The 13,372-nt window shown below is 40.1% G+C and carries 11 protein-coding genes; 10 read left to right on the plus strand and 1 reads right to left on the minus strand.

The genetic code is table 11. The annotated features are described in order from the left end of the window. Nucleotides 1-4: 4 nt before the first annotated feature. Nucleotides 5-1,267 (minus strand): ATP-binding protein, encoded by a 1,263-nt coding sequence (locus ACZ5B7_RS07385; RefSeq protein WP_464493276.1) that lies wholly within the window; start codon nucleotides 1,265-1,267, stop codon nucleotides 5-7. A 128-nt stretch (nucleotides 1,268-1,395) separates the two neighbouring features. Here ACZ5B7_RS07385 and ACZ5B7_RS07390 point away from each other — a divergent pair, with 128 nt between their 5' ends. The 10 genes from ACZ5B7_RS07390 to ACZ5B7_RS07435 all read left to right on the plus strand — a co-directional run bounded on the left by ACZ5B7_RS07390 (nucleotide 1,396) and on the right by ACZ5B7_RS07435 (nucleotide 13,355). Continuing rightward, nucleotides 1,396-1,683, plus strand: a complete 288-nt coding sequence (locus ACZ5B7_RS07390; protein ID WP_464493277.1) for a hypothetical protein — start codon at nucleotides 1,396-1,398, stop codon at nucleotides 1,681-1,683. 238 nt (nucleotides 1,684-1,921) lie between these two features. Next, nucleotides 1,922-2,419 carry a TRAP transporter small permease gene (locus ACZ5B7_RS07395; protein ID WP_464493278.1) on the plus strand — a complete coding sequence of 166 codons (498 nt, stop codon included), beginning with the start codon at nucleotides 1,922-1,924 and terminating at the stop codon, nucleotides 2,417-2,419. A 1-nt stretch (nucleotide 2,420) separates the two neighbouring features. Next, the gene (locus ACZ5B7_RS07400) at nucleotides 2,421-3,716 is read left to right on the plus strand and encodes a TRAP transporter large permease (RefSeq protein ID WP_464493279.1); all 1,296 of its coding nucleotides are present in this window, start codon (nucleotides 2,421-2,423) and stop codon (nucleotides 3,714-3,716) included. Between the two features lie 63 nt (nucleotides 3,717-3,779). Next, the gene (locus ACZ5B7_RS07405; RefSeq protein WP_464493280.1) at nucleotides 3,780-4,817 is read left to right on the plus strand and encodes a TRAP transporter substrate-binding protein; all 1,038 of its coding nucleotides are present in this window, start codon (nucleotides 3,780-3,782) and stop codon (nucleotides 4,815-4,817) included. Nucleotides 4,818-4,918: 101 nt separating this feature from the next. Next, nucleotides 4,919-6,754 carry a sensor histidine kinase gene (locus tag ACZ5B7_RS07410; RefSeq protein WP_464493281.1) on the plus strand — a complete coding sequence of 612 codons (1,836 nt, stop codon included), beginning with the start codon at nucleotides 4,919-4,921 and terminating at the stop codon, nucleotides 6,752-6,754. A 60-nt stretch (nucleotides 6,755-6,814) separates the two neighbouring features. After that, on the plus strand, nucleotides 6,815-7,561 hold the full coding sequence (locus ACZ5B7_RS07415; protein ID WP_464493282.1) for a response regulator transcription factor: 747 nt from the start codon (nucleotides 6,815-6,817) through the stop codon (nucleotides 7,559-7,561). A 227-nt stretch (nucleotides 7,562-7,788) separates the two neighbouring features. Next, complete coding sequence (gene uxaC / locus ACZ5B7_RS07420; RefSeq protein ID WP_464493283.1) at nucleotides 7,789-9,195, plus strand: glucuronate isomerase; 1,407 nt, start codon at nucleotides 7,789-7,791, stop codon at nucleotides 9,193-9,195. A gap of 103 nt (nucleotides 9,196-9,298) precedes the next feature. Further along, nucleotides 9,299-10,297, plus strand: a complete 999-nt coding sequence (locus ACZ5B7_RS07425; protein ID WP_464493284.1) for a LacI family DNA-binding transcriptional regulator — start codon at nucleotides 9,299-9,301, stop codon at nucleotides 10,295-10,297. 86 nt (nucleotides 10,298-10,383) lie between these two features. Further along, entirely contained in the window at nucleotides 10,384-11,853 is a 1,470-nt protein-coding gene (locus ACZ5B7_RS07430) for a tagaturonate reductase (protein WP_464493285.1), read from the plus strand. Between the two features lie 14 nt (nucleotides 11,854-11,867). Next, on the plus strand, nucleotides 11,868-13,355 hold the full coding sequence (locus ACZ5B7_RS07435; protein ID WP_464493286.1) for a UxaA family hydrolase: 1,488 nt from the start codon (nucleotides 11,868-11,870) through the stop codon (nucleotides 13,353-13,355). Nucleotides 13,356-13,372 lie beyond the last annotated feature (17 nt).

The following is a 13,372-nucleotide window of genomic DNA, read 5'->3' on the forward strand; positions in this document are numbered from 1 at the left end:
TTCATCATATTTGATTTTTAAAAATGGATGTAAGAGTGGGAAATTTGAATAAAAAGGTTGTCCCTACGCCTTCTTTGCTTTCTACCGAAATGGTTCCACCCATGGCCCGGACAATACTGTAGACAACCATCATACCAAGGCCTGTGCCATTTTTCCCTTTTGTCGAGTAAAACGGCTCTCCAAGCCGTTCGATTTGTTTGTCTGTCATGCCCATGCCTGTATCATTGACACAGATCGTTACATAGGTTTGATTAAATTCAGTTGATACACTCAAATATCCTCCATTTGGCATTGCTTCAATGGCATTTTTTAAAACATTCACAAAGCATTGGCGAAATTTTTGCCGATCTCCTTTAATCATTCCAATAACTGAAAAGTCGGTAATAATCTCAACAGAATTCTGTTTAGCTAAAGGCTGGACAATATTGATGATTTGCTTGAGTTCACTTTTAAGATTAAGCTCCTCGTATGTTTCGATGGAAGGCTTGGCAAAAGTCAAATAATCTTGGATGACTTTTTCTGCAGAATTTAGTTCTTCCTTGACGATGGATAAGTATTCTTTTCTCTTTTGCCTTGGGAGATGGTCATCCTCCAAAAGCTGTACAAATCCGCTTGCCGCCGTCAAGGGATTTCTGATTTCATGTGAAATGGCCGCACCCATTTGTTCCACCGCTTTTAACTTTTCCGCCTTTACTAATTGCTGTCTCATTTCAATATTTTTTTTAATGAATTCAATAGCATAGGAGATAATTCCAATTCCAAGTGCGGGGATTATTAAATAAGCGATCCAAACATCGAGCCAATAAGCATGGGTATCCGATAATACCATGCCCATTACTGTCAAAGCACTCAAAGTCATTCCGAAGCAAATAGATATGAAAATGCGTCTTCCAGGACCTTGCTTCCAAAACCATGGGAAAATCCGCCAAACAACAATGGCATAGGGAATAAAAAGCAGGGTCGTTAAGAACAAGCCAGAATTAATTCCAAAAAAGCTTCTCATAATAATGGCAGCCGCTACCAAAATCGGACCAATACCTATATATAATCCGCCAATGACGAGTGGGATGATTCTTAAATCGAATCTAGCGGAAGAAATAGGATTATAGGAAAATTGGATGCAAATCCACAGCATCACAATAAAAAATACGATATACGAGGACTTAGAAAGGGTAATCTTTTTACTTTTGTCGACTAAAATAAAACTGAAAAAGAGAAAGATGATTAAAATGGATAGATTTAAGAAAAGATGTTTTGTTACTTCCATTAACTTCACCATCCAAATGACCTGTTAGGAAAATTTTACAGGTAAATTCAGCAGGTTTCAACAAATTTTACCTTTTTTTTCTCAAAATTACGACAAATATGTGGAAAAAGTATATCGGAGGGATTTAAATGGTTCATTTACTCTATTATGCTACACCTATCTTAGCCGCTTTTATCGTTTTCGGCCCCATCTTTTTATTTAAATCATCAACCATTTTGGAGAATAAATCCAAGTATTATGAGGTATTGACAGAATTGGAAAAGGACCCGGAGAATGAGAAATTAAAATTAAGTGCGATTGAATTGGGACGAAAATTTTACGGCTCTGCAAGAATCACTGGTACAGCAACAACGTTTGATGAAGCCATCATAAATTGTGAAATTCACGCTTGCGAAATGAATGAAGCAGAAGCGTAGTGCTAAAGAAAAATAAAAATAATTGAGAACGGGGCTAAAGTCTGCGATGCCCCGTTCTTCTTTTTTTTAGAATTTAGTCCATTTTTTGTCGAACTTTTAAGATAACCTAAAAAAAGTATAAAAAAATCTAAAATTAGCAGGGTTAACGACAGGAATGAAAACATTTACAATAATTTTAGAAAGCACTTACAAAATCAAAAAGATTAAAAAAAGTCGAAAAAAGGAGGAGGATTTGGTAGTGAAAGCGCTAAAACGATTTTGCCTATTTATAGATAGCCTGTTTGAAAAAGTCGCGATAGGTTCACTGATCGTCATGATTATCATCGTAACGCTCCAAGTTTTTACTCGGAAATTGTTTAATTTCGTATTGTTTTGGTCAGAGGAAGTTACTCTTCTGTTATTATGCTGGTTTTCGTTTATGGGAATTGCCATTGGCGTTCGCGAAAAACTGCATCTAGCCATTGAATCCTTTACCGCAAAACTGCCTCCGGCAGTGATTAAGGTCATCGATAAGGTGGTATCGCTTGCTACCATGGCATTCGGGTATTATTTGCTGAAATACGGCTGGGATTTTACCGTTTTAATGAGTGATTCCACTTTACCGGCAACTAAATTATCGAACGCATGGGAATATGCTGTCATGCCAATTACAGGCTTTATGATGATCATATACGCTTTCTTGCAATTGATTGGTATTAACACGAAAAGACACAATGTTGAAGGTGGTGGCCACTAACATGGATCAAACAACTATTGCGATAATCATTCTACTTTCAAGCTTTGTTATCATGTTGCTGTTGCGTTTCCCGGTGGCACTGACATTGGCAGGTTCAACTGTACTCACAATGATCTATTTGAATATGCCGCTTGAGGTTATTGGACAACGGATGATACAAGGTGTCAATTCATTTGCGTTATTAACCATCCCGTTCTTCATTCTGGCTGGACAGTTAATGAATGAAGGGGGCTTAGCCGCTCGCTTAATTAACTTTGCGATGCTCGTAGTCGGCCGTGTCCGTGGCGGTTTGGCGATGGTAAACGTTCTTGCTTGTCTATTGTTCGGAAATATCTCGGGTTCTGCTGCTGCCGACGTATCGTCAATTGGTTCAGTTATGATTCCGATGATGAAGAAAAAAGGATACAGTAAAGAATTTGCAACTGGCTTAACTTCTGCTGCTGCGATTCAGGGCGTAGTTGTTCCGCCAAGCCATAACTTAATTTTGTACTCACTTGCTTCCGGCGGTGTATCCATAGCAACTCTATTCATGGCTGGTGTAGTACCAGGAATCCTGCTTTGTGTAACACTTATGTTTGTAGCCCGCATTTTGGCTATCCGCCAAGGCTTCACGCAAACAACTGTCATTGACAAAAAAGATAGACCGAAAGTAATCAAAGATGGAATTATTTCGATCATGCCTATCGTGATCATCCTAGGTGGAATATTCTCGGGCTGGTTCACTGCTTCTGAATCAGGAGCTATTGCCGTATTGTACGCGATTATTGTAACCTTCTTCGTCTTTAAGGAAATTCCGTTCAGCCGGATGTGGGACATTCTAATTCGTACCTTTAGGACGGTTTCCATGGTATTGTTCCTGATTGCAGCATCCAATGCTTTAGGTTATGTACTAGCATTCTTACAAATTCCTAATATGGTAACAGATGGCTTATTAAGTATCTCTGATAATCCGGTTATTATCCTATTGATCATCAACGTTTTGCTCCTAATCCTCGGATGTGGCATGGATATGGCACCGCTTATTCTGATTATGACACCAATCTTGCTTCCTGTTGTTACAGCAATGGGTATGGATCCGGTTCATTTCGGTATCATTCTAATGTTGAACTTAGGGATTGGTCTTTTGACACCTCCGGTTGGAACGGTTCTTTTCATAGGCTCCGCCATCGGCGAAGTCCCGATCATGAAAGCGGCCAAGGCAATGGCACCGTTTGGATTGGTACTTGTGGCAGCATTGATGCTGTTAACCTATATACCAGAGATTTCATTATGGTTGCCAAAAGTGTTAGGTCATTAAAATCGGTTTCAAAATTCATCTATATAAAAAAATCGAATTTACAATTTGGAAAGGGGATTTAATATGAATAAGTCAACAAAACGTACATCCGTTGCGCTAAGCGCAGTCCTTGGAGCAAGTTTAGTTCTTTCCGCTTGTGGCGGCGCGGGAGATAAAGCAAAAACTGATGGAGATAAAGGCGCAAAATCAGAAGGAAAAACATATTCTTTCCGTTTGGCTGATACTCATCCTGATAACTATCCAACTGTATTGGGAGATAAGAAGTTTGCTGAGCTTGTGAACAAAAAATCAGATGGCCGCATTAAAATTAGCGTATTCCCGAATGGCTCGCTTGGCGATGAGAAATCTGTCATTGAACAAGTTCAATTGGGAGCGGTTGAATTCACACGTGTAAGTGCCGGACCATTGGCTGAATTCAGTAAGCCTCTAGGTGTATTCAGTCTTCCATATATCTTTGACAGTTCCGAACATGAATGGAAATTCTTAAACAGTGAAAAAGGCCAGGAAATGTTAAAGAGCTTAGAAGCGTCTAAAATGGAAGGTCTTGCCTACTATGATTCAGGTGCACGTAGCTTCTATTCTACTAAGCCGATCAAGAGCGTTGATGATCTGAAAGGCCAAAAAATCCGTGTACAACAAAACCAGATTAATATTGACTTAATTGCAGCACTAGGCGGCAGTGCCACTCCAATGCCTTACGGAGAAGTATTTAGCTCACTTCAAACAGGCGTAATCGATGGAGCTGAAAACAATACACCAAGCTATGTTTCTGCTAACCATTATCAAGTAGCGAAGAATTTAATTCTTGACGGCCACCAGCGTGTACCTGAAATTCTTTTAGCCAGCAAAACTGTTTGGGATAAATTAAGTGATGCAGATAAAAAGATTATCCAGGAAGCTGCTAAAGAATCTGTGGAAACAGAACGCGCAGAATGGGATAAAATGGAGAAAGACTCTCAGAAGAAAATTGAAGAGTCTGGTGTAAAGATTGTTGAGGTAAAAGATGTTAAGCCTTGGCAGAATAAAGTTAAACCTGTAATTGATAAGTACCGTGCTGACTATAGCGATGTTCTTGATGCAATCGATGCAGCTAGAAAATAATTTTTGAATGTAAGGAAAAAATAACTGGAGAGACTATGCTTAAAATGAATTCATTTTGCATAGTCTTTCTTTTTTCATGTACCCTAGAAATAAGGTGAGTTATGCAGCGTTTAAGAAGAAATATGTTGGAGCGGTTAGCGCACGCACTGCTCATGAAAGATCAGTCCCTGGTTCGTAAGCTGTTTGTTTTTTCTGCACTTTTTGTGATTGTGCCGATTAGTTTTATCGGCTTTTTTTCCTACCAGAAATCAGTGGAAGTACTTGAGAGTGAAGCACGTTCATACAGCTGGCAAATCATCAGGCAGGTAAATACCCATATTGAGTATTATGTGGGTGATTTTGAGATTGAAATATTAAAAATTTTGAATAACCAAGCGGTGAATCGGTTTCTCCAAATGACGACCGAAGAGGAATTAAACTCGAGTGGCGGGACAGCTAATATCAAAAAGGTGTTGCAAAATGCTGCCTATTCAAGATCGGACATCGCTAACATTACGATTTCCTTGAATAATGTAGCTACAGTCGATGCAATCGATGTCCGCTACAATCGGTTTCATCCAATGGAGGCGTTTCAACCGAAGTTTTTTGATAGAATCCTGCCCGAAACAGCTGAACCAGTTATTTTTACACGTACACTTGAAGATAACGAGAACAAAGAGCATGTTATATCCATTGCCAGAAGATTGTTTAGCCCAAAAACCCTGAAACCAGTCGGTTTTATAGTGGTAGATGTTAATTTTAAGAGGTTTAAGGAAATTGCCAGCCAAGTCAATATTGGTCATTCCGGGTTTATGTATATTGTAGATTCACAGGGAAACTACGTCTATAATCCAGACTTTTCTCAACTAGGGAAGAAGGCGTCACTGCAAAATATGCAAAAAATTCTCCAAGGGGAGAGCGGTTCCTTTGTTACAAGCGGGGAACAGAAGAAATTACTCACCTATAACCATTCCGGGTTTCTTGGTTGGACTGTCATCACATCCATTCCCTATAAAGAACTAATCAAGAGTTCTGTCAATATCCGAAATACCATTTTTATTATGGCGGTCATCACCATGCTGATTGCGATCATCCTCGGTGCGGGTTTGGCAGAAAATATCATAAAGCCGATAATCGGATTGCAAAAAATGATGAGGCGAGTGGAAAAAGGAGATTTTAGCGGCCAGGTCGAGGTTTTATCAAAAGATGAGATTGGCGACCTAACGCAAGGGTTTAATAAAATGCTCATCCGATTAAATGAGCTTGTAGATGAAGTATATCTTTCTAAAATCAGGGAAACGGAAATGCTGCTGCGTCAAAAAGAAATTGAACTGAAAGCACTTCAGGCGCAAATTAACCCTCATTTTTTGTTTAACTCTCTAGAAACCATTCGCGGAATGGCCTTGGAAAATGGGATGGAGGAAATATCGGATATTTCCGCGGCATTGGCCAAATTATTGCGTTATAATATAAATAATAATTCGCAAATCGTGAAGCTGGACGAAGAAATTCTCCACACAAAGGTATACCTTCGAATACAGAAGCACCGTTTTGCTGATAAATTCGAGTATGAATTCTCGATTCCTGACTGGGCGAAAAAACAGACCATTGCCAAATTTTCGATTCAGCCGATCGTTGAAAATTCCTTTAAGCATGGGCTTGAACCGTCCGGTGGTATCTCAAAAATCAGCGTCACGGCGCTTGAGGAATCAGAGGATGCCTATATCATTAGAATTCAGGACAATGGAGTGGGGATTTCTCCGCTGAGGCTGGAAGAAATCCGCCAGAATCTAAGACAAAAAGATGTCATGGAAGGCGGGCCCGGAATCGGTATGGTGAATGTACATCGAAGAATTGTGCACCTTTTTGGCGACGAGTATGGCATCAGCGTTGAAAGCAGCGAAGGCAGTGGAGCAGTCATAAGCATTCGCTTGCCGATGAACAGGCTTATCGGGTAGCTGATTGAAGGATCAGGAGTCAAGAACATAAATTTTTTTGCTTTATTGGGAAGTGATGGCATGTACACAATACTCTTGGTTGATGATGAGAAATGGGTTCGTACAGCACTGCGGCATACAATCGCCAAGGCAGAGCTGCCCTTTGAGGTAATCGGGGAATGCACAAATGGCTTGGAGGCTCTGGATTTTTTAAAGGAAAAGCCGGCTGATCTCGTTATGACAGACGTAAGGATGGGCGTGATGGACGGGTTAGCCTTCGTTACGGCATTGGCAAATGGCGAGTCTCGTACTGACTGTATTATGATCAGCGGTTACGATGATTTTAAGTATGTACAGCATGCCCTAAGGTCAGGGGTATTTGACTACCTGCTTAAGCCGGTAGAGCTTGAAGAATTGAAAGAATGTCTGGACAAATGGGTAAAGCATCGCCAGGAAAGTGAAGAAATGGCAGCTGCCCCACAAAAAGAAGCCGATCCATCAGAATTATCCACCGTTGAGAAGGTCATTCAATACGTCAAAAGCAAAGTTCCAGGAGAGGTCACATTATCTGAAGTGGCCAACTACGTGCATTTGAATCCAAGTTATTTAAGTAAGCTTTTTAAAGATAAAACAGAACAGAACTTTGTTGACTTTGTTCTTGAAATCCGGATGAATGAAGCAAAAAAACTGCTTGAGAGAACCTCCTTAAGGATTTCTGAAATAGCTGATCGACTTGGTTATTCAGATATTACGTATTTTAGTAACTTATTTAAGCGTAAAACAGGAGTGACTCCATCTGAATATCGGAAGCGGGTCCGGACAAGCTAAACATTTCCTCCAGCGTAAAACCTGTGTAGATTTTTTTCTATCCAGGTTTTACTTGGCATTTCTTTGAAACCGATTGCAATCTATTCTGTTCTAAGGTAAAATAAAATTATGAATGTTAACGTTAACATTGTCCTGAACTATCGAAAAATGTTGCTACTAACTACAAATTTTTTTAATCAATTTGTTAACGTTAACAATAATTTACTTACTAGGAAGATGGTGGACATATGCAAAACTTTATGGATGAAAATTTTCTTTTGAAAAATGAAACTGCTGTCCGTTTATATCATGATTATGCAAAGCAAATGCCAATAATCGATTATCATTGCCATTTAAGTCCAAAGGAAATTTATGAAAATAAAACATTTAAAAATATTACCGAAGCTTGGTTATATGGTGACCATTATAAATGGCGCTTAATGCGGGCAAATGGGGTTCAAGAGGAATTCATTACCGGCAGCGCAAATGACTATGACAAATTCATGGCGTGGGCGAAAACCGTTCCAATGACAATTGGAAACCCGCTTTATAATTGGACTCATTTAGAATTACAAAGGTTTTTCGGGATTTATGATTTACTTGATGAGGAAAGTGCACCAGAAATTTGGGAGAAAGTAAATGCACAATTGAATAGTGAGGGCTTTGGCGCTCGGGATTTCATTACAAAATCAAATGTAAAAGTAGTTTGCACAACAGATGATCCTGTGGACAGCCTGGAATATCACCTTAAGCTTAAAGAAGATTCAAGTTTTGCTGTCAAGGTTTTACCAAGCTTCAGACCTGATAAAGGATTGGAAATTAACCGTGATACATTCCTCCCATGGGTTGAAAAGCTGCAAGAGGTTTCAGGAGTGTCTATTAACTCTTATGACGACTATTTAACAGCACTTGAGTCAAGAATCATGTTCTTTCATTCTGTTGGCTGCTTGGTTTCTGACCACGCCATTGATCAAATGTTGTATGCTGACACTACGAAAGAAGAAGCAGCAGTGATTTTCAGCGAAGCCTTGAAGGGGAATAAAGTTTCCCTAGAAGATGAAAAGAAATTCAAAACCTATACCTTTAAGTTTTTAGGTAAACATTATGCGGAATTAGGCTGGGCTATGCAGCTTCACATTAATGCATTACGTAATACGAATTCAAAAATGTTTAAGGTATTGGGGCCGGATACGGGCTGGGATTCGATTAATGATGAGAACATTGCCAAGCCATTAGCTAAACTGCTGGATTTGATCGAACAGGAAAGCGGACTTCCGAAGACGATTATCTATTCATTAAATCCAAACGATAACAATATCATTGCCGCCATGATTGGCAATTTCCAAGGCGGTGGAGTCCCAGGGAAAATTCAATTCGGAACAGCCTGGTGGTTTAATGACAATAAAGCTGGCATGATTGAGCAAATGAAATCACTGTCCAATATGGGCCTATTCAGCCGCTTCATTGGCATGCTGACTGACTCAAGAAGCTTCTTATCCTATACAAGACATGAATATTTCAGAAGAATTGTCTGCGCCCTCATTGCTGAATGGGTAGAAAATGGCGAAGTGCCTAATAACATCGAATTTTTAGGTAAAATTGTTCAAGGAATCAGCTATCAAAACGCAAACGAATACTTTGGCTTTGAATTATAATTTTCATGTAAAAGACGAGAGCGCAAATTTAGTCTCTCGTCTTTTCAAAAAGCGTTATTCCAAGTAAAATGAAAAGCGGAAGGTAAATAAAGGGTGAAACAAAATGGTTACAATTAAAGATATCGCGAAATTAGCAAATGTATCCCATACGACTGTATCCAGAGCCTTGAATGACAGTCCGCTAATCAAGCCAAATACGAAGAAAAAGATCCTTGACATAGCCGCTCAGCTTAACTATACACCAAATTTTAATGCCAAAAGCCTTGTCACTCAAAAGTCTTATACCATCGGCCTTTTCTTTACGAGCATATCCAATGGAACATCTTCCAGTTTCTTTGCTGATGCGGTAACTGGCGTAAATGCCGTCATCAATGAGGATTACAATTTATTCGTCAGAGGAATTGACGATTATGAAGACTTTTCCACGATTCATAGCAAAAGGTTCGACGGCATTATTTTAATGAGCCAAAGTGACGCTGATAATTCCTTTATATATCATGTGTTAAATCAAAAAATTCCGCTTGTGGTGATGAATCGGGAAATCAACGATCAGTCAATCATTAACATTCTATCAAATGATCATGAGGGCTCCTGCCATGCTGTAAATTATTTGATTGAAAATGGCCATTCCAATATTGCGATTATTGAAGGGATTACAGGCTTCCAATCCACACTGGAACGCAGGGAAGGCTACCTGCAGGCATTGATGGAAAATGATATCCCAATCCGCAAGGAGTATATGGTAAAAGGAAATTATGACTTGCAAAGCGGATATGAAGCAATGGAAAATCTGCTCGCCTTAGACAATCCGCCTACCGCCGTCTTTTGCTCAAATGATGATATGGCAGTCGGTGCTCTCCATGCAGCATTTGCCAAAGGGTTACATGTTCCGGAGGATATTTCGATCACAGGCTTTGATGATATAGCCTCGGCACAGTATACAAACCCGCCTTTGACAACTGTCAAGAAACCAGTTGAAAAAATCTGTAAACTAGGCGCTGAAAAACTGTTTGAAGTGATTGAAAATAATGAAAACAAAGGTGATAAGATTTTTGTTGAAACGGAATTAGTGATCAGAAAGTCTGTATCCTTAGTGAAGTAAACTTATACCGTTTAAAGGGCGGGAAGCTTTTAAACGGTTTTATAAAATGGGAAAATGTTCACGTGTGCATAAAAGGAGAGATAACTTTGCAGAAACTTAATCGAAAGACCATCCAAGGCATTGAATCCTATCCGGAAAAGGTCCTGCAATTTGGCGAAGGAAACTTTTTACGGGCTTTTGTTGATTGGCAAATCGATGTTATGAATAAAGCTAACCTTTTTAACGGAAGTATTGTGGTTGTTCAGCCACGCGGGTATGAAAAGGTAGAAAAGTTAAACGCCCAGGATGGCTTATATACGCTTTATTTGCAAGGGATGAAGGATGGTAAGCCGGTCAAGGAGCATACCTTAATCCAATCCATCAATAGAGGCTTAAACCTTTATACGGAATATGAAAAATATCTTGAACTCGCCCAAAGTCCAGAACTGCGCTTTGTTTTTTCCAATACAACAGAAGCTGGGATCGCCTATCAGGAAACGGACCGCTTGGAGGACCGCCCGCAAAAGAGCTTTCCTGGAAAGCTGACGGCATTTCTCTACCACCGTTTCCAGGCTTTTAACGGGGATAACAGCAAAGGGTTAATCATCATTCCTTGTGAACTTATTGAAAAAAATGGCGAGAAACTAAAAGAAATGATTCTCCAATATGCCGCTGCTTGGAGCCTTGGTGCGGAATTTGTTCAATGGATCAATGATGCCAATACATTTTGCAATAGCCTCGTTGACCGGATTGTTCCAGGCTTTCCTGTCGATACGATCACAGAAATGACGGAAGAGCTTGGCTACCAGGATGATTTTGTCGTTGCCAGTGAACAATTCTACAACTTCGTCATTGAAGGGCCTCAGTGGATAAAAGAAGAATTTCCAACCCATTTGGCTGGATTAGACACCATGTTTGTTGATGACCTAACACCGTATCGGACAAGAAAGGTGCGGATTTTAAACGGCGCTCATACCGCGATGACACCAGTTTCCTACCTTTACGGTTTAGAAACAGTTGCCGAAGCGGTCGAGCATCCGGTGATGGGCAGCTTTATTAAAGAGCTTATTTTTGACGAAATTATTCCGACATTAGATCTTCCGGCCGAAGAATTAGCTTCTTTTGCGAATGATGTTCTGGACCGATTTAGAAACCCATATATCAAGCATTTTCTGATGAGTATTTCATTGAATTCCATCTCTAAATATACAACTAGAGACCTGCCATCTCTATTAGAATATATCAACCGTAAAAAGGAATTGCCTGAAAAACTAGTATTCTCTCTAGCTGCATTGTTTGCTTTTTATAAGGGAAAAAGAGGTGCGGAAGATATTAATCTTAGTGATGACCAAGACATTCTTGAGTTGTTCAAAGCGCAATGGGACAGCTTTGACGGAACCAGTGAAAGTCTAAAAGAAATTGTTCGTGTAGTTTTAGGATACGAGAAAAATTGGGGAATGGACTTAAATTCTGTTACGGGGCTAACGGATGCTGTTACCCATTATTTGTACGAAATCGAAACAAAGGGAATGAAGCAGGCCGCCCAAGCAGTCTTAAAGGAGAAAACGGCAAGATAAGGGGGATTTAAGCAATGTTGGAATATATCCAGATTAATGAAAATGATAATGTTGTTGTTGCATTGCAGGATTTACAAAAAGGCCAATCCATTTCGGTCAATGGGCGTGAGGTTGAGCTCAAAGATGACCTGACACGTGGACATAAGATCGCTGTTAAGGATATTCAAGAAAATGAATTTATCGTGAAATATGGCTATCCGATCGGGCATGCTACAAAAGTAATATCTGCCGGTGAGCATGTTCATACACAAAATACGAAAACCAATCTTGATGGAATAAAAGACTATCAATTTAGCCAGAAGCTAGCCGAAAATCCTTATAAAAATGAGAACCTGACCTTTAAAGGCTTCAGGCGGAAAAACGGTACCGTCGGAATCCGCAATGAATTGTGGATCGTACCGACTGTTGGCTGCGTCAACGGTGTCGCAGAAACGATTATCAAACGTTTCCAAAAGGAAGTGGGCGATATCAGCCCGTTTGAAAATATCCTTGTATTAAAACACAATTATGGCTGCTCCCAGCTTGGCGACGACCATCACAACACAAGGACCATTTTGCAGGATGCAGCCCTTCATCCTAATGCTGGCGGCGTCCTCGTGTTAGCGCTTGGCTGCGAGAATAATAATCTCTATGAATTTAAGGAAAGCCTTGGCGAATTTGATGAAGGCCGTGTGAAATTCCTCGCTTCCCAAGAGGTTGGCAACGAGATTGAGGAAGGCGTTAAGCTTTTAAAAAAAATCTATGAAAATGCCAAAAGCGATAAGCGCGAAGAGGTCCCATTATCCGAACTAAAACTTGGATTGAAATGTGGGGGTTCAGATGGCCTCTCAGGAATCACGGCCAATCCATTGCTTGGAAGACTTTCGGATTTTCTTGCTGCCCAGGGTGGAACCACGGTGTTAACTGAGGTGCCTGAAATGTTCGGAGCGGAAACGATTCTCATGGAACGGGCAGAAAATAAAGAGGTTTTTGATAAAACGGTTGAATTAATCAATGACTTTAAACAGTACTTTATCGCCAATAATCAGCCTGTGTATGAAAACCCATCACCAGGGAATAAAGCGGGCGGGATCACTACCCTTGAGGATAAATCGCTCGGTTGTACACAAAAAGCAGGCACTTCCACTGTGACGGATGTGTTAAAATATGGCGAAAGATTAAAGAAAAAAGGACTAAACCTGTTGAGCGCCCCAGGAAATGACCTTGTTGCCGCATCTGCGCTGGCTTCTGCCGGCTGTCAAATGGTTCTCTTTACAACCGGACGGGGAACACCGTTTGGCACTTATGTTCCAACCATGAAGATTTCGACCAATACCCCGCTATTTGAAGCGAAGCCTCATTGGATTGACTTTGACGCCGGAGTATTGCTGGAGCAATCAGCTGATGTCGTCTTGAGACAATTTATTGACTATGTGATTAAAGTGGCCAGTGGTGAGTTTGTAAACAATGAGAAAAATGACTTTAGAGAGATTGCTATTTTTAAAACGGGTGTAACATTATAGGTATTTAAACTCTTATG

This window comes from Neobacillus sp. S1115 (genome assembly GCF_055385565.1).

Excerpts from the sequence above, each read along its gene's own strand:
- ACZ5B7_RS07385 (WP_464493276.1), bottom strand. The coding sequence starts at position 1,267 with ATGGAAGTAACAAAACATCTTTTCTTAAATCTATCCATTTTAATCATC.
- ACZ5B7_RS07390 (WP_464493277.1), top strand. The coding sequence starts at position 1,396 with ATGGTTCATTTACTCTATTATGCTACACCTATCTTAGCCGCTTTTATC.
- ACZ5B7_RS07400 (WP_464493279.1), top strand. The coding sequence starts at position 2,421 with ATGGATCAAACAACTATTGCGATAATCATTCTACTTTCAAGCTTTGTT.
- ACZ5B7_RS07405 (WP_464493280.1), top strand. The coding sequence starts at position 3,780 with ATGAATAAGTCAACAAAACGTACATCCGTTGCGCTAAGCGCAGTCCTT.
- ACZ5B7_RS07410 (WP_464493281.1), top strand. The coding sequence starts at position 4,919 with ATGCAGCGTTTAAGAAGAAATATGTTGGAGCGGTTAGCGCACGCACTG.
- ACZ5B7_RS07415 (WP_464493282.1), top strand. The coding sequence starts at position 6,815 with ATGTACACAATACTCTTGGTTGATGATGAGAAATGGGTTCGTACAGCA.
- uxaC (WP_464493283.1), top strand. The coding sequence starts at position 7,789 with ATGCAAAACTTTATGGATGAAAATTTTCTTTTGAAAAATGAAACTGCT.
- ACZ5B7_RS07425 (WP_464493284.1), top strand. The coding sequence starts at position 9,299 with ATGGTTACAATTAAAGATATCGCGAAATTAGCAAATGTATCCCATACG.
- ACZ5B7_RS07435 (WP_464493286.1), top strand. The coding sequence starts at position 11,868 with ATGTTGGAATATATCCAGATTAATGAAAATGATAATGTTGTTGTTGCA.